Annotated in this window: 18 protein-coding genes and 1 tRNA gene; 8 read left to right on the forward strand and 11 right to left on the reverse strand. The window is 50.7% G+C overall.

Annotated elements, in window-relative coordinates; genetic code table 11:
* Nucleotides 1-351 precede the first annotated feature (351 nt).
* The 6 genes from EDM55_RS28565 to EDM55_RS28590 all read right to left on the reverse strand — a co-directional run bounded on the left by EDM55_RS28565 (nucleotide 352) and on the right by EDM55_RS28590 (nucleotide 4,647).
* A complete protein-coding gene (locus tag EDM55_RS28565; RefSeq protein ID WP_092269224.1) occupies nucleotides 352-1,104 on the reverse strand; it encodes a FixH family protein in 753 nt (250 codons plus the stop codon).
* 2 nt (nucleotides 1,105-1,106) lie between these two features.
* Complete coding sequence (locus tag EDM55_RS28570; protein ID WP_122962038.1) at nucleotides 1,107-1,718, reverse strand: SCO family protein; 612 nt, start codon at nucleotides 1,716-1,718, stop codon at nucleotides 1,107-1,109.
* Between the two features lie 25 nt (nucleotides 1,719-1,743).
* Nucleotides 1,744-2,613, reverse strand: a complete 870-nt coding sequence (gene ctaG, locus EDM55_RS28575) for a cytochrome c oxidase assembly factor CtaG (RefSeq protein WP_092269221.1) — start codon at nucleotides 2,611-2,613, stop codon at nucleotides 1,744-1,746.
* A gap of 174 nt (nucleotides 2,614-2,787) precedes the next feature.
* Complete coding sequence (locus EDM55_RS28580; protein ID WP_092269218.1) at nucleotides 2,788-3,258, reverse strand: thioredoxin family protein; 471 nt, start codon at nucleotides 3,256-3,258, stop codon at nucleotides 2,788-2,790.
* Nucleotides 3,259-3,261: 3 nt separating this feature from the next.
* The gene (locus tag EDM55_RS28585) at nucleotides 3,262-3,690 is read right to left on the reverse strand and encodes a disulfide oxidoreductase (RefSeq protein ID WP_122961996.1); all 429 of its coding nucleotides are present in this window, start codon (nucleotides 3,688-3,690) and stop codon (nucleotides 3,262-3,264) included.
* A gap of 165 nt (nucleotides 3,691-3,855) precedes the next feature.
* The gene (locus EDM55_RS28590) at nucleotides 3,856-4,647 is read right to left on the reverse strand and encodes a metallophosphoesterase family protein (protein WP_122961997.1); all 792 of its coding nucleotides are present in this window, start codon (nucleotides 4,645-4,647) and stop codon (nucleotides 3,856-3,858) included.
* Nucleotides 4,648-4,811: 164 nt separating this feature from the next.
* Here EDM55_RS28590 and EDM55_RS31550 point away from each other — a divergent pair, with 164 nt between their 5' ends.
* From EDM55_RS31550 to EDM55_RS28600, 3 genes are all read left to right on the forward strand, one after another.
* The gene (locus EDM55_RS31550; RefSeq protein ID WP_373863299.1) at nucleotides 4,812-5,036 is read left to right on the forward strand and encodes a hypothetical protein; all 225 of its coding nucleotides are present in this window, start codon (nucleotides 4,812-4,814) and stop codon (nucleotides 5,034-5,036) included.
* Nucleotides 4,946-5,299: a Sir2 family NAD-dependent protein deacetylase gene (locus EDM55_RS31555; protein WP_373863300.1), complete on the forward strand. Its 354-nt coding sequence runs from the start codon at nucleotides 4,946-4,948 to the stop codon at nucleotides 5,297-5,299. Before EDM55_RS31550 ends, EDM55_RS31555 begins: the two co-directional genes overlap by 91 nt.
* A gap of 57 nt (nucleotides 5,300-5,356) precedes the next feature.
* Nucleotides 5,357-5,428 (forward strand) — tRNA-Thr (locus EDM55_RS28600).
* Between the two features lie 58 nt (nucleotides 5,429-5,486).
* On the opposite strand, the gene EDM55_RS28605 is transcribed toward EDM55_RS28600, so the two are convergent.
* The gene (locus EDM55_RS28605) at nucleotides 5,487-6,971 is read right to left on the reverse strand and encodes a hypothetical protein (protein ID WP_141295197.1); all 1,485 of its coding nucleotides are present in this window, start codon (nucleotides 6,969-6,971) and stop codon (nucleotides 5,487-5,489) included.
* Between the two features lie 214 nt (nucleotides 6,972-7,185).
* On the opposite strand from EDM55_RS28605, the gene EDM55_RS28610 reads away from it, so the two are divergent.
* Complete coding sequence (locus EDM55_RS28610) at nucleotides 7,186-9,099, forward strand: ABC-F family ATP-binding cassette domain-containing protein (RefSeq protein WP_122961999.1); 1,914 nt, start codon at nucleotides 7,186-7,188, stop codon at nucleotides 9,097-9,099.
* Nucleotides 9,100-9,212: 113 nt separating this feature from the next.
* Nucleotides 9,213-9,431, forward strand: coding sequence for a hypothetical protein (locus EDM55_RS28615; RefSeq protein ID WP_092269203.1), 219 nt, complete (start codon nucleotides 9,213-9,215; stop codon nucleotides 9,429-9,431).
* Nucleotides 9,432-9,497: 66 nt separating this feature from the next.
* Here EDM55_RS28615 and EDM55_RS28620 read toward each other — a convergent pair whose 3' ends face one another.
* From EDM55_RS28620 to EDM55_RS28630, 3 genes are all read right to left on the reverse strand, one after another.
* Nucleotides 9,498-9,860: a L,D-transpeptidase gene (locus EDM55_RS28620; RefSeq protein ID WP_092269200.1), complete on the reverse strand. Its 363-nt coding sequence runs from the start codon at nucleotides 9,858-9,860 to the stop codon at nucleotides 9,498-9,500.
* A 24-nt stretch (nucleotides 9,861-9,884) separates the two neighbouring features.
* On the reverse strand, nucleotides 9,885-10,130 hold the full coding sequence (locus EDM55_RS28625) for a hypothetical protein (RefSeq protein WP_092269197.1): 246 nt from the start codon (nucleotides 10,128-10,130) through the stop codon (nucleotides 9,885-9,887).
* A 119-nt stretch (nucleotides 10,131-10,249) separates the two neighbouring features.
* Nucleotides 10,250-10,951, reverse strand: coding sequence for a pirin family protein (locus EDM55_RS28630; protein ID WP_122962000.1), 702 nt, complete (start codon nucleotides 10,949-10,951; stop codon nucleotides 10,250-10,252).
* A gap of 124 nt (nucleotides 10,952-11,075) precedes the next feature.
* Between EDM55_RS28630 and EDM55_RS28635 the strand changes: the two genes are divergently transcribed.
* The 3 genes from EDM55_RS28635 (at nucleotide 11,076) to EDM55_RS28645 (ending at nucleotide 13,943) form a co-directional block, all read left to right on the forward strand.
* Nucleotides 11,076-11,834, forward strand: coding sequence for a DUF4931 domain-containing protein (locus EDM55_RS28635; protein ID WP_092269192.1), 759 nt, complete (start codon nucleotides 11,076-11,078; stop codon nucleotides 11,832-11,834).
* Between the two features lie 14 nt (nucleotides 11,835-11,848).
* Entirely contained in the window at nucleotides 11,849-12,709 is an 861-nt protein-coding gene (locus tag EDM55_RS28640) for a GNAT family N-acetyltransferase (protein WP_122962001.1), read from the forward strand.
* Between the two features lie 94 nt (nucleotides 12,710-12,803).
* Nucleotides 12,804-13,943 (forward strand): virulence factor, encoded by a 1,140-nt coding sequence (locus tag EDM55_RS28645; protein WP_122962002.1) that lies wholly within the window; start codon nucleotides 12,804-12,806, stop codon nucleotides 13,941-13,943.
* A 113-nt stretch (nucleotides 13,944-14,056) separates the two neighbouring features.
* On the opposite strand, the gene EDM55_RS28650 is transcribed toward EDM55_RS28645, so the two are convergent.
* Nucleotides 14,057-14,761 (reverse strand): M15 family metallopeptidase, encoded by a 705-nt coding sequence (locus EDM55_RS28650; RefSeq protein WP_092269182.1) that lies wholly within the window; start codon nucleotides 14,759-14,761, stop codon nucleotides 14,057-14,059.
* Between the last annotated feature and the right edge of the window lie 111 nt (nucleotides 14,762-14,872).

Raw genomic sequence — 14,872 nt, forward strand, 5'->3', positions numbered from 1 at the left:
CCCCTCACCGCCGGGAGGGTTTCCCCCACCCCCATCTGCACCGCCGCCAAGAAGGACACCGAGTTCACCAGGGGAACGTGGATTCGGAGGGACACGTACGATTGATGCACGCAGATTCTCACCCTGCTTGTTCCGATTTGCATATGTATGGATGAGAAATGGCAACTCCTTCTGGTTCTATCCTGTTTTTATCAGTCGTAATTTTGTTGCTGGCTACCGATGGAGATTCAATCGTTGGGTCTATTTTGGTACAAATCTCAATAGGATCGCCTACTTTACATGCTAATCGAACAAGGCGCATTTCCCCTCTAACGTTGGGAATGCGCCTTGTTCATTTTTCCTACAACAGGGCTATTGCACGGTGAGTTGAAAGGTCTTGTGATCGTGTAACTCGCCCTTTTCTACATGGACGTTTACAGTGTAGCTGCCAACTGAAGGAAGCGTGGCGGTGGCACTGTATTGGCCTGGAGCTGTTTCTTTTGTCTCTACATACAAGTGCTTCTCGTCATTTCCCTGCCAAATCTCGTATTTGACCTTGGCTTCTGCAATAGCCTGATTGTCTTTCATCAAGTGAACCATGAAGGAAGCGGGCTGACCGGCCTTGGCTGGCTCTTCTGGCATAAAGTGAAAGTCAACACCGCTCGAATGATGATCGTTTTGGCTGGGGGTGGAGGGATTTCCATGTTCGTGGGCTTGCGACGAGCCTGTGCTTGGGTCCTTCACTGTAAAGGCGACTTTCTGCATATTGTGAAAATCTCGAGCAGTTACATGGTAATAAACAAAATAAGAGCCAGGTTCATCAATCGTCTGCTGTGCAGTATATACGCCATCTGCTTGAAGGGCAGCAGGAATGGTAACATGCTGTTCCTGTCCGTCCTTCCACCACTCAAATTTCACTTCCTTCGCGTCGTTGACAGCTTCCCCCTTTTGGGTCACTTTGACTGTAAAAGTGATGGCTTCCCCTTTTGCGGGCTCAGTGGGTTGAATGGAAAAATCGGCCTCGATCGGGTCAGAGGAGGGAAGAGACGTCTCCTGTTGATTTTGACCACAAGCAGAGATGCAGAATGCAAATACGCAAAGCAGGGAGAAAACATAGCGTTTCATGATTACAATCCTTCCTTGTTCTTGGATACGAGCTCTTGATAAATGAGATCGGTGTTAAAATCGTCGCCCATCCCGAAAGTACGGATGACTTCGTTGTTGGCGTTGACTAAAAAGGTGCTGGTCGTATGGGAGATGAAACCATCGGCTGACTTTCTGGCGACAAACCCAAGCGAGCGGGTCACTGACTGAATCGTGCTTTCGTCTCCCCGCAGAATCGTCCAGCCTTGTGTTTGGATCTGCAATTGATCAGCGTATCTTTGCAGCACATCCGCCGTATCGTTGTGCGGGTCGATGGTAATGGTCAAAAACTCAACGCTTTTTCCCATTACTCCTGCATCCATCAAGCGTTTTTGCAGCTGGACCATTTTAAAGGTCGTGGTCGGACAAACATCCGGGCACCGCGTATAAATCAGCTCTACCAAGCGGGTTTTTCCAGGGCTGGCAAGCGGGTAAGGCTTTCCATCCAAAGTCTCTAAGGTCAGAGAGGGCAGGGCAGCTTTGGCTTGCTGCGAGTCTGCCCAAAACCAGGAGGAGACAAGGGCTACAAGTACGAGTACCGGCAAAAGCAGCAGCACCCGCTTGAGGCGAATGGCATTCACAGATGCTTCAGACATGTCCAGCCTCGCCTCCTTTCCAAATTTAATGAGGAAGCAGTTGATCATCTGGCTGGTCTCTTTCCTTTCGATACCAGGCCGTGAATATGTAAGCGAGGACGGATCCGTAGGTCAGCTCTTGCATCAGCTTCATGATGATCCCGCCCAATCGTTGATCATCGAGAGCTTCCAGGGAGACGGCAAACATGGATTTGTCGATGGGTGCGGAAAAGAAAGGTGCGCACAGCATCGTAGGTCCGTTCACGTATGTCTCGTACAGCGGAGCAGCCGAGAAAATAATTAAAGCGCACGCCGGAGTGATCAGGACGCCGTTTGCAAAGATATACGCCAGCTTTTGCAGCTCCGTTAAGCGGTGAATCTGTGGAAGCGGTGCAATGACAGGCGTCCACATCAGAAGCGAAGTGAGGAGCAAAAGCAGATGGATCAGATTGTGCATCGCCAAGCTATTCATCGCCATGTCCAGAATAACAGGCATGTGGTAAAAGGAAAACAGGGCATTAAATAGAAGAACGGCAGGAATGGGATGGCTAAGCAATCGGATCAGTGCCTTCGACCATTTTCGTTCCAGCAGGGGCGATAGCAGCCAGCCAGGTGTACCTGCGAGGAGCAGCAAAGGCATCACCAAATAGAGCAAGGACTGCTGCAGCATGTGTGCACTGAACAAGAAATGCCCAGCGACATTTAATGGACTTCCCATCCCGAAATAGAAAAGCAAAAGCCCTAGGGCAAACATCCATTTTTGACGGAGCAGCACCGGAGTGGAGTGGGCAAAGGTATGACGAAGCGGGCCGATCAAGGAAAAATAGGTAAAGCCAATCAAAAGGGTCAGGAATATCAATTCAGGATTCCATGTCGCTCGAAAACCAAACGTCGATGTGAAATAGGTGAGTATCATGATCAAACCTCCGTTATCCCAGGAACTTCCCCATCCATCATTATAGGCAAAGGAAGGAGAAAGCCTTATGACTCATTCGGGCTATTTTTCCAGATATAACCGGAGTGTTCACATAAATGTCACCTTCCATACAAAGACCAACCTCCCAAAGAAGAAGGGAGGCTGGAGATGGAATTATGATTTTTTCTGTTCTTCTAACCATTGCTTCCATTCGTTCGCTTCGTGACCACCAACGAGGCGTGCCACTTCTTGTCCGCCTTTGTAGTGAACAAGGGTAGGGGTGAATTCAATTTGGAAGTCATCCCAGCTGTTGGTGAATTCGAGCAGGTTATGCTTTTTCATATCGATCTGCATCTCTTTGACGATTGGCACGAGAACCGGCGTAGTAGCTTGGCAGTGCTCGCACAGCGGGCTGTAGTAGTAAACGAACAAATCTTCTTTGTTGGTCAGGCGCGTCTTTAGTTCATCGGGCATGATCAGGTTGTCGTACAGCGGATCATTCAGTTGAGCGAGAGTAGCCGGGTTGAGATTGGCTTTGCCATACGGGTTTCCAGCAGCCTGCTGACGATTGGAGATGTCCGAATAGACGATCGCTCCGATGAGCAGGGCAGCTACCAGGATAGAGAAAAAAATGATTTTTTTCATGGATTATTGCTCCTTTCCACTTTTCAAGACGATAAATTGCAGCACGCTGATCAGGGTAAATGCCATCAGGGCCAAAAACGGAATCGTGATAAAGCCAAACCAGTTGATGTAGTCGGTATTGCAGGGCACGATGCCGCATGCGTTGCCGAGTTCATGCAGAGCAGGCACCTTCTGGATCAAATAATGATAGAGCGAGATCAGCCCTCCAATGACAGAGAGGATCAGCGCATACAAAGACATGTTGTAATCCTTGCGAGCCGAAGCGACTCCCAGCAAAATAACGAGCGGGTACATGAGAATCCGTTGGTACCAGCACAGGTTGCATGGTATGTATTTCATGACTTCTGAAAAAAAGAGACTGCCTGCCGTAGCAATCAGGGAGATTCCCCAGGAAGCAAACATGGCCTGTTCCATGGCTTGTTGACGCATCATAAAAACACCTCGGTCCTCATATTAGCACAGTAAGCTAGGGTTGTAGATTGGTAAAAACGGTGAGACAAGACAGGGCTTGTCTGACATCGAATTGTCCGATTCCACTACCCATTGTAGTGTAAAAGCGGACAAGAAACAATATGGCAGTTTGGACAAACTGCTGTTCTATGCGTTTACCTGGACGATCGGATAAGGATGGACGTCTTGGATAGGAACGAAAATCGACTCCAGGGAAGGCCACTCTACCAGCAAGATTCCTCTGCGAAAGGCAGCTCCGCCGTCGATCCCGACGATGTTGTCGCGACGCCAAGGACCTCTGCCGCGATAACCTGGCAGCTTGGGGACGGGGGTATGACCGAATACGACGGGCATTTCGCCACCATAGCCTTCAAAAAAGGGCTCGCGAATCCACAATAAGTCTTCGGGGGCTTGCTGTGAAAGAGGGATTCCCGGACGGATGCCGGCATGGACTAAAAGGACAGCCGGGGAACCGGTCTGTGCATCTGCGGGGAGCTGGATAGAAAGGGGGAGGGCTTGAAGGGCAGGCAGGAGAAAGGGGGACTGCGCAAGAATGATTTGACGCGCCTGCTCCTGAACTTCCGGAGATGGCAGTCCGCCATTGGCAAACGCCCGACGCAAAGGATGATTCCCAAGCAAAGAGCGCACGGTCGCGTCCCCTCCATTAAATCGCAGATAGTTCTCATCATTTCCTCTGCGGTCCAGCCAGTCTTCAAACATTTGTTCATGGTTGCCTTTGATGAGAAACACCTGCTGGGGATATTGCTGGCGCAGCTCAAGCAGCGAGAGCAGGACGTCCTTTGACTGCGGGCCGCGGTCGATCATATCGCCAATGACGTACAATTTATCTCCCTGACTGGGTGAAAAGGAAGCATCCTGAAGCGCTTTTTGAAACGCCTGGTACTGTCCGTGAATATCAGAAACGAAATAGGTCGTCATGGACGAGCCAACCTCCTTTGTGTACAAATGGCTTCATACTCTACTACATTATGAGAAAGAGCGAGATGGGTGAAGGAGGGGATAACATGAACAAGGATCAGGCGGAAGTTTTGGCCGAGTGGATAAAGGCGGCTTCTTCGTGTGTTGTGTTTACTGGGGCGGGTATGTCAACGGAAAGCGGACTGCCCGATTTTCGGTCACAGACTGGGATGTGGCAAGGCCAAGATCCAACCAGGCTGGCAAGCACGGAAGTCAGAAGGTGGCGCAGCTACATGGCACACTTGCCTCCGTTCGATGCTTGCGCTGCGTGCGGGAGTATGCCAGCAGTCGGTATTTGGAGGAAACGGGTGCCAACTGCGAGTGTGGCGGATTTTTGCGACCATCGGTAGTCTTGTTTGGTGAGGGGCTCCCCCCATTCGATTATGAGCGAGCGGAAGAGTGGACAGAGGAAGCCGACCTGTTTATCGTCCTCGGTTCGTCTCTGCTTGTCAGTCCTGCCAACCTGTTTCCACGGAGAGCCAAACAACGCGGAGCCAGGCTGGTGATTGTGAACCGTGACACTACCCCATTGGATGAGAGGGCAGATATGCTGATTCAAAACGAGCCGATTGGCAGCATTTTGCAGCGAACCGAAAAATATTTGAACGCGTGAGACTTCCCCCTTGTTTTTTGGAGAGGAGTTGACTAAAATATTTTTTGTAATCGTCGTGCTAGCGTAGCACAGGGGTAGTGCAGCTGATTCGTAATCAGCAGGTCGGGGGTTCAAATCCCTTCGCTAGCACCTGAGAAACAAGAAAACCAGGGAGATTTTTCCCTGGTTTTTTTCATTATAGACCGATTTATTTCCATGAATCGACTGCACCTGTAAGGGCATTTACGTAGCGGTCAGCTGCTGAAAAGGAAGGGACGTAAGCCAAAACAGGCGAGTCCTTTTCCGGGTCCAGATCGCTGGGATATACGTATGCCAGCTCTGCTGACAGAGCTTTCACCCAGTTCTGCTTGGCTTCCTCTAATGAAAGGACGCCTGGTGTCGCAGCGGAAGAGGGGGCGTAGGTCCGGGCAGTTGCGGAAGTCAGGACATTTCCATGCAAGTCCATTGTGATGACGACGAGTGGTTTGCTAGACCGCACACCATTTGTACTTGCGTAAAGCTCCATCCGAGCTTTGGTCGGATTCGTGGCGTTCTCGGACGATTGGGGATACGCGCGCAGTATGTAATCCCCAGGCGCAAGTGGTATGTACCGTTTCATAAATGCCAGGGCTTGCCCTCGTGCCTCCGACAGATCGACGAGGGCGGCGCTGTCATCGTCTGCACGATTCGTGCTGAGTTGAATGGAAAGCAGTTCGCTCGTTTGTTCATTGACCCGAACCTGTAGGGTCTGCTTATCATTTTCCACGCTGTAAATGGAAATCGGCAGTTCATTTGGGTGACTCTCCCTGCTGGCAGAAATCGAAAGCTGGTCCGACTTCAAACCAAAAAAGGTGGTCGCGATCTCCTTCGCTGCTGCAGGCGTCGTGATGGACTGTTTGGTCGACTGCTTTTCTATAGTGATGTGAGTGTCAGTGAAGTCCGCCGATGCTTCAAGGGCTTTTCCGGTTTTGGCATCAATGGCGCTGTAGGGAAGGGCCGCGTATGCATAGCGCCCGTTCTCGTCGTCATAAGTCAGTTCCAGCTGGAGCTGGCTGGAAAATTGAGGTATGGCTTGCTCCCTGGAAAGAATGCCGGCTTTCGAGGGGAGATTGTTTTCCTTAAAGTCGGCGTCCCGAAGTTGATAAGAGGATACGTGACCGCTTGAATCCACGAAGATCTCACCGACCGATTTCTGTACAGGAATCTCATTGACGACGGGATATACGGGGAAGATCGCCATCTTGGAGCTGCTCCACAACGTACCGCGTTCTGCCGAGGCGAATTTCTCACCGAGCACCAGCTCTACAAAGTCTGCAGCAGTACTTCGGGCTGCTTCCAAATTGGGGGGCTGATCCTTTGGAGATTTGGACCAAGCTGTATTCAGCTGTGTCAGCCTATCATCCTTGTCTGAAAAAGAGAGGTAAATCGTTGTAGGTACGGATGACGGACTGGAGTCCACCTCTTTGTTTTGCAAAGTGACATGGGTTTTCTGAGCGGAAATCGAATACGCTGTCAGTCCGAAGTATTCGATCGTTTGCTCTACCGTGCGCTTGACACGTGGCGAAGCGCTCTTCAAGGCATCTGTGTTCTCTTCCAGTGATAGTGCTGCAGCTTTTGAAAGGGGGATTACGGGTAGGGTAGCCAAGAGGCTTGAACAGAGGGCAACCCCGAGCATAGTGTGCAAATGTTTCAAAACGATCTCTCCTTCATACAAATAGATGGGTAATGCAGCTTAATTCTGAAGTATCCTAATTTTACCATAAGGATATTTAAAAACCATTTGTTTCCAATTACTCCGCTTCACGAAATGTTTTCTCCGCCCTAGAGCTTCCTAGCAAAACATGTTACCATCGAAGAAAAGTATTCATTTGCATTTCAAGGCAAATAGAAAAGTACAGGTGACTACCATGCAAATCGTAACGGTTGAAAATCTCTCCAAAAGCTACGGAGAGAAAGTTCTTTTTGACAACATTTCCTTTCATATCGGAGAGCAGCAGCGAATCGGCTTGATCGGCGTAAATGGGACAGGGAAATCCACCCTCTTGAAAATTATCGCGGGCTTGGATACGGCAGACAGCGGAAAGATCGTGCACGCCAACCGGTTTCATGTAGAGTATTTGCCGCAGAATCCGAGCTTTGATGAAGATTCTTCTATATTGGATCAGGTGTTTTATGGCGAATCAGCGCTGATCCAGCTGCTGCGGGAGTACGAAGGTGCTTTGGCAGACCTGCAGCTCTCGCCAAGCGATGAGAAAAAGCAGTCGCGTGTCTTGGCTCTACAGACCAAAATGGACGCCGCGGATGCCTGGGAGAGCAATACACAGGCGAAGACGATCCTGACCCAGCTAGGCTTGCACGATTTCACGCAAAAGGTGGGCGAGCTTTCTGGCGGTCAGCGGAAACGGGTTGCCATGGCACGGGCTCTGATTCAGCCAGCGGACCTGCTGATTTTGGATGAGCCGACCAACCATATTGACAATGAAACCGTAGAGTGGCTGGAAGAGTACTTGTCCCGCTATAAAGGAGCATTGCTGCTCGTCACACATGATCGCTACTTTCTGGACCGTGTGACGAACCGGACCTTTGAGCTGGATCGCGGGAAGCTTTTCAGCTACGAGGGCAATTACGCGACCTTCTTGGAAAAAAGGGCGGAGCGTGAGGATAATGAAGCCGCAGCAGAGAGCAAGCGGCAAAATTTGCTGAGACGCGAGCTTGCTTGGCTGCGCCGGGGAGCCAAAGCGCGAACCACCAAGCAAAAAGCGCGTGTACAACGAGCGGAGGAGCTGCGTGATCGTGTGGTCGAAGGACCAGGCGCCAAGATGGATATGGCGCTGGGAGCAAGCCGTCTCGGCAAAAAGGTCATTGAGCTGGAACAAATCAGCAAGTCTTACGGGGATCGCCAGCTGATCAAAGACTTCAGCTACATCGTGCTTCCAGGCGACCGTGTAGGGATCATTGGCCCAAATGGAAGCGGAAAATCGACGCTGCTCAACATGCTGGCAGGAAGAATTCAGCCAGATGCAGGGACGATCGATATTGGCCAAACGGTGAAGATTGCTTACTACACGCAGGACAGCGTCGAAATGAATGAAAAACTGCGCGTGATCGAATACGTAAAGGAAGCGGCGGAAGTCATTCAGACGAGTGACGGGGAATCGATCACGGCCTCGCAAATGCTGGAGCGTTTCCTGTTCTCTCCGCATATGCAGTACACACCGATTTCCCGCCTGTCTGGTGGAGAACGCCGGCGTCTGTATTTGCTCCGCACGTTGATGGGGGAGCCGAATGTCCTTTTCCTGGATGAGCCGACGAACGATTTGGATATTCAGACGCTGAGCATTTTGGAAGATTATCTGGAGCAGTTTCCGGGTGCGGTGATCACCGTTTCCCATGACCGTTACTTTTTGGATCGGACGGTTGACCATCTGTTCGCTTTTGAGGGGCAGGGCCGTATCCGGGATTTTATGGGGAATTACTCCGAGTACCTGGAGGAGCGGCGGGCACAGAAAGCTGTCGCAGCGCCTACCCCTGCCGTTTCTAGTGAAAAAAGCGAGAATAGCAATGCCAACCGGGGAAACAACCGGACCAAAAAGCTTTCTTATAAGGATCAAAAAGAGTGGGATGAAATCGAAGGCAAAATCGCAGCGCTGGAAGAGCGCAGCGTAGTGCTGAAGAAAGAGATTGCAGCATCCGGCAGCGATTACGGAAAAATCGAGAGGTTGTACGCCGAGGAACAGCAGGTAGCATCTGACCTGGAAGCGACGATTGAACGCTGGGCAGAGCTCTCCGCCATGGTGGAAGAGCTGGAGCAGGGAAAATAAGAATTCTTGCTGCTAGTGCCAATCTCTGTGTATGTAGCCAGTAATTGTGGCTGTGAAACGACAGTGGGCTTCTGTAGACTGTAATAGATTACTTAGTAGAGGAGTCGCTGTCGTTGCCTGCCTACAAGTTAGACCCAGAATGGGTAATGTCTTATCTAACCATGCAAGAAGAGAAGCTCACCCTGGAGCTTCAACCAGACCAAAAAGATGTAGTGATGAACAAAATACGAGAATTGACATTGTCTATCATGTACAAGCAAGCCAGAAGATACCTGGTGTATTTTGAGTCTAGTGAACCGGATGAAGAAGACAAAAACGTAAGACTCATGTGAAAAAGACCCGCCTCAAAGCAGTAAGAGGCGGGTCTTTGCTGTTTGTGAAAAAAGAAAAAGAGTGCACTATGTGGCCCTGATTCTTACAGGAGTGCCAATGGGGACGAGGCTTGCCAACGTATTCACATCTACGTTATACATTCGGATACAGCCGTGAGAGACGTATTTGCCGATGGAGGAAGGGTCATTGGTACCATGAATGCCGTAGTGGGGCTGGCTCAAACCAAGCCAATACGTGCCGAAAACGCTCAAAGGTCCGCCGGGGTAGGAATCCGGATAAGGGACTTTATTGATGATGGTGAAATCTCCTCGAGGAGTGGAAGTCGCAATTTTCCCCAATGCAACCGGAAAGGAGCGGACCCGTGTGGAGGCATCATACAAATCCAGGCGCAGCTTGGCGATGGAGATGCGGATGCTGTAATCAGGCATGATCTCACCTCCTGGCAAAATAGATCAGCGCGCACGAAAATCCAGAGAAAAGGGGTCGGGGTAACGCAAACCATCCCGGTAAAATAAGGTGCGCACCCAAGCGTACATACGCAGAGGGATAGACGGAAAGACGATGGCCAGCTGTCCCTTTTCCAGAATGGGCAAATCCACCGGGGACAAAATCTCGTACGGAACGCCTTCTTGATCCAATAACAGCTTGTATTTGTGAGCTTCACTCCAGCTGACCGGGTAGTAAAAGGATCTTTCCATTTCATCCAACACCTTTCCATGGTTCACTATTACCCATTGTATGCGAACTCATTGAGATAAAAAAAGAAAACACAGCCTATTGAAGGAAAAATAGGCTGTGCTTGGATGAGGAAAAGGGCTTAAGGCAAATCGATCAGCATGAAATAGGTATCTTGGGTCGCGCGGATATCCAGGCTAGATGTTTTGGTGATGCGTGCGGCATCTCGTGTCTCAAGCGTGGCGTCCTCGTTTAGCACAAGCTCTCCTTCCATGACGAACAGATAGATGCGCCTGCCAGGATTTTGTTCAAAATGAACCGCTTTTCCTGCTTCCAGGCGCGAGAGGTAGAGCGTCAGGTCTTGATGGATTTTGGCCGTTTCTTCGCCGCCCTCGGTGGATACGACCGGGAGTAGCTGGTTCACCAGCTTGGCTGGATCGTATGACTTTTGCTCATAGGACGGAGTGAGGCCGTACTCTGCCGGCTCAAACCAGATTTGCAGGAACTTGACTTCCTCGGTCGCCGAGGGATTCATCTCGGAGTGAACGACCCCAGTGCCTGCACTCATCCGCTGTACTTCTCCCGGTCGAACGACCTCCTGACGTCCCGTGCTGTCGCGGTGACCGAGCTGTCCTTGCAAAACGATCGAGACGATCTCCATTTCACGGTGAGGGTGTGAGCCAAATCCGGTTTGCGGGGCAACCGTATCGTCATTGAAGACGCGCAATGGCCCAAATCCCATATTGTCTGGATCATAGTAATCCGCAAAGGAAAAGCTGAAATTGCTTTTTAACCAGCCGTGATCTGCTGTGTAGCGTGATGCGGCTTTATGTACGTCAATCATGAGAAGCCTCCTCGTCATTCTAGGTTCTGTCCGTTATCGTAACGCTATCCCTTACTTTTGTGAATGATTTTCGCCCGATTTCATTGTAAAGTGGAAGCAGGTGGCAATTAGGAGGGACTCTCGTGTGACGCAGACTCATTTGCACTTCAACATGCATATAGGCAGAAAGAAACCGGAAAGCGTGATCAATCGGGAAACTGCTTGTCCATTTTGCGACACCAATAACCTGACGAATATCCTCGAGCAGCGCGGGTCCATGATCTGGCTTATGAACAAGTTCCCCGTTTTGCAGGATACCTATCAGACGGTTCTGATCGAGTCGGATGATTGCGAAGGGGATTGGTCGACTTATTCAAAAGCACACGTGCATGAGCTGCTCTCGTTTGGCGTAGAGAAGTGGCAGGAGCTTTCGAATAGCGGATCTTTTCAATCTGTGCTCTTCTTCAAGAACCACGGACCGTACTCCGGGGGCAGCATTCGCCATCCACATATGCAAATTGTTGGCTTGAATAACTACGATTATCGCAGCCAAGTAAAGGAAATGGACTTTGAGGGAATCACCATTGACCGCGGGCGAGGGGTGGAGTGCAATCTGTCTACCCATCCGCGCGCAGGCTTTTTTGAATACAACGTGATCCTAACAGACTGGGATCAGCTGGACAGGATGGCTGAGTACTTACAGATTCTGGCACACTGGATTTTGAACCACGTCAATCGCCGTTGTCTCAGCTATAACTTTTTCTTTTATCGCTGGGGAGACAAGCTGATCGCAAAAGCCGTGCCACGCTTTGTTACCTCTCCGCTCTACATCGGCTATTCCATTCCGCAGGTGGCCAATAATTTGGATGATATGGTTACAGAAATGAAGCATCTTTACTTTTAGGGGGCATGGAGAGTATGGGGTATCAAGTTCGTGGAACCACACAAATGACAGCAGAAGAGCTGTCCGCAGTAAAGCAGCTGGTGAAAGTATGCAATGAGCATGACGGAATTGACCTTAAAATAAATCCAGACATGCTCACTCGACGTTCGGGTACTCACTCGGAAGATTTTTTGTGCTACGAAGACGATCAGCTGGTAGGTTTCTTGGGGATGTACGTATTTCATGGAGCAGAGGCGGAAGTAAGCGGCATGGTGCATCCGCAGTATCGCAGAAAAGGAATTTTCCGGGCGATGCAGGCTCAGGCGGCAGAAGAATGTCAACAAAGAAAGATTCCTGAGCAGCTGTTTATCGTTCAAAGAGAGTCTTTGTCGGGAAAAGCCTGCATGGAGCATTTGGGAGCGCAGTATAAATTTTCGGAGTATTGGATGGACCTGGAGGGGGAAAAGAAAAACGTCCCCGTGTGCGCTATCCAGATGCGTGCTGCAGAAAAGGCTGATTTGGAAACGTTGATCTGGCTGAATGTCCACGGCTTTCAGATGGAGGAAGAGCAGGCGAGAGAAATGAGCAAGCGCATCGAAGGCGAGTCGAACAGCAAAACGTACCTCATCTTAGTCGAGGATAAGCCTGTCGGCAAGATCAGCGCGATGATCAGTGAGGGAAAAGGCTTTATTTTCGGCTTCTGTGTGCATCCCGATCATCAGGGAAAAGGGTATGGACGGCAAGCGTTGGCGAAAACGATCGAGCTGATTTTCGAGCAAGGCTACGAGGAAATGTCACTGGAGGTCGCCTGCGAGAACAGTCATGCGCTCGGTCTTTACGAATCGTGCGGATTTGTCGTCAAATCGGCGAACGATTACTACAAGCTACTACTTTAATTGCACAGTTGCACCCCACGATTGGAAATGTAGTTTGGTTCCGTGCTACGATAGAGAAGATTGAGGGAAGAGTGCGGAAAAGGAGTGACGAGTGATGAAGCTGTTGTCCATCGAACCGACGCCGAGTCCAAACGTAATGAAGCTGAACGTAGACGAGCGTTTGCCGGATGGTGTCCAACATGTCTATACAAAAGAGAATGTCGCCAAGTACCCGGAGTTGATGGGGAAGCTGCTGGCGATTGAAGGAGTTACCTCTATTTTTCATACCGCTGATTTTTTGGCGCTGGAAAGAAAGTCAAACGCGGATTGGCAGCGCATCTTGACCCAGTCCCGAGAGATTCTTCAGGCAGGAGAAGGAACGGCCATACCGGTATTGGCAGCAACGGATGGAGCCGCTTTTGGGGAGGCCCAGGTCTTTATCCAGATGTTCCGGGAAGTGCCCATGCAGGTAAAAGTCACGATGGGGACAGAACAGATCCGTGCAGCATTGCCGGAGAGGTTTGGACAAGCAGCGATGCGAGCTGGCTCGGCCTCGCCAAACCTGATCATGGAGCGCAAATGGGTGGAGCACGGTGTCCGTTATGGCGATCTGCGAGAGATCGGAGAAGAAGTCGCACAAGAGATCGTGGCTTCGTATCCGGAAGAGCGAGTGGAGGAGCTTGTGGAGCGTGCCTTGCAGTTGGGGGAAGGGGAAGCACCAGAGCCTGTCATCCGTGAAAAGAAAGTCGTTACCCTGCAGATGCTGGATGATCCGGATTGGCAAAACCGGTACGCGGCATTGGATCGCATGGAGCCAACGGAAGAGGATTTGCCTGTGCTGGAGAAAGCTCTGAAGGACACGAAGCCTTCGATCCGCAGGCTGGCGGTCGTCTATCTCGGGATGGTTGGAGGAGATGCTGTCTTCCCGTTGCTGTTCCAAGCTTTAAAGGATGATTCGGTATCCGTCAGAAGAACGGCTGGAGATACCTTGTCTGATCTGGGGGATCCACGGGCGACGGGACCGATGTGTGAAGCATTGCAGGACCGCAACAAGCTCGTTCGCTGGCGTGCAGCGCGTTTCCTGTACGAAGTGGGAGACGAGTCAGCACTTCCAGCATTGCGAGCGGCCCAGAACGATCCGGAGTTTGAAGTCAGCCTGCAGGTGCAAATGGCTGTGGAGCGGATCGAAAGCGGGGAAGCCGCCAGCGGTACGGTCTGGCAGCAAATGACACGCAGAAACGAACAAAGCGAATAAGAGCGTGACTCTCATATATAGAAAACAGGGGTGCACTGGCCCCTGTTTTTTCTTAAGTACAGTAAAAATGAATAAGTTACTAGCCGTTTTCTAACGTGCAGCTCTGCTTTCGGTCAATTCACCTGCAAAATGCCTCCGTAAAAAGCATGGTCATGACGGCGAGCAGTCGCCCATGCCTGATTTCCATAGTCAAAATGCCACCACTCATCCGAATAGTTCGTAAATCCGGCTTGAATCATGATGTGATACAAAAGTCGGCGGTTGCGCTGGATTTGCCGCTCCTGGTCGTCACTGGGCAGATGGATTTCGAAAAAACGTGTATGGGCCCGATCAGTAAAGTCATCAAAGGGAGTACCCATGTCCAGCCAGCCGTTGAGACCTGCTATCGTCAAGTCAACAGCACCGCCAGTCAAATGACGGGGAGGACGCTCAGGATTGTGGGAGGGCCGGGCTACGAACCGGTGGAGCTCCTCGTAAAAAGCTTCTCCTTCCGTCCAGCCTTGTGAGAGGAGCTGGCTTTTTAGGCGATTATACAGGGATTGCTGCACTTCTAGCGGGCGCCACCCATCCAATACAACGAGATGATGGTCGGGTGGGAGCAAGCCCGCGGCTTCGACCAGACGGTCAGCAACGGAACGCCGAACGAAGCAATCGGATCGCGCGCCAGCCACCCCCTCGTGATAGTAAGCAGGATATACTGCTATTGCGGGGGCATACTGCAACAGAGGGACGACGGGTTCGTTGGTTTCCAGGATCTTTGGCAAGCTAGCTAAAGCGGCGCTTGATTCCGATTCTGGGATGGGAGTGGTAAACTTCATAGGTCGAAAACACCCTTCTGCGGGATTTTTTTCATTATAGCACGAGATGCATAAGGAAATTATTGGTATCAACCAGTATAAAAATAGACACAGTTCAATAATGGTTGACTA

The organism is Brevibacillus centrosporus (genome assembly GCF_003710815.1).
In the GTDB taxonomy this organism is placed as follows: domain Bacteria; phylum Bacillota; class Bacilli; order Brevibacillales; family Brevibacillaceae; genus Brevibacillus; species Brevibacillus centrosporus.

Coding starts and splice junctions, on each gene's coding strand:
- EDM55_RS28565 (WP_092269224.1), bottom strand. CDS start 1,104: ATGAAACGCTATGTTTTCTCCCTGCTTTGCGTATTTGCATTCTGCATC.
- EDM55_RS28570 (WP_122962038.1), bottom strand. CDS start 1,718: ATGTCTGAAGCATCTGTGAATGCCATTCGCCTCAAGCGGGTGCTGCTG.
- ctaG (WP_092269221.1), bottom strand. CDS start 2,613: ATGATACTCACCTATTTCACATCGACGTTTGGTTTTCGAGCGACATGG.
- EDM55_RS28580 (WP_092269218.1), bottom strand. CDS start 3,258: ATGAAAAAAATCATTTTTTTCTCTATCCTGGTAGCTGCCCTGCTCATC.
- EDM55_RS28585 (WP_122961996.1), bottom strand. CDS start 3,690: ATGATGCGTCAACAAGCCATGGAACAGGCCATGTTTGCTTCCTGGGGA.
- EDM55_RS28590 (WP_122961997.1), bottom strand. CDS start 4,647: ATGACGACCTATTTCGTTTCTGATATTCACGGACAGTACCAGGCGTTT.
- EDM55_RS31550 (WP_373863299.1), top strand. CDS start 4,812: ATGTCAACGGAAAGCGGACTGCCCGATTTTCGGTCACAGACTGGGATG.
- EDM55_RS28610 (WP_122961999.1), top strand. CDS start 7,186: ATGCAAATCGTAACGGTTGAAAATCTCTCCAAAAGCTACGGAGAGAAA.
- EDM55_RS28620 (WP_092269200.1), bottom strand. CDS start 9,860: ATGCCTGATTACAGCATCCGCATCTCCATCGCCAAGCTGCGCCTGGAT.
- EDM55_RS28625 (WP_092269197.1), bottom strand. CDS start 10,130: ATGGAAAGATCCTTTTACTACCCGGTCAGCTGGAGTGAAGCTCACAAA.
- EDM55_RS28630 (WP_122962000.1), bottom strand. CDS start 10,951: ATGATTGACGTACATAAAGCCGCATCACGCTACACAGCAGATCACGGC.
- EDM55_RS28640 (WP_122962001.1), top strand. CDS start 11,849: ATGGGGTATCAAGTTCGTGGAACCACACAAATGACAGCAGAAGAGCTG.
- EDM55_RS28645 (WP_122962002.1), top strand. CDS start 12,804: ATGAAGCTGTTGTCCATCGAACCGACGCCGAGTCCAAACGTAATGAAG.
- EDM55_RS28650 (WP_092269182.1), bottom strand. CDS start 14,761: ATGAAGTTTACCACTCCCATCCCAGAATCGGAATCAAGCGCCGCTTTA.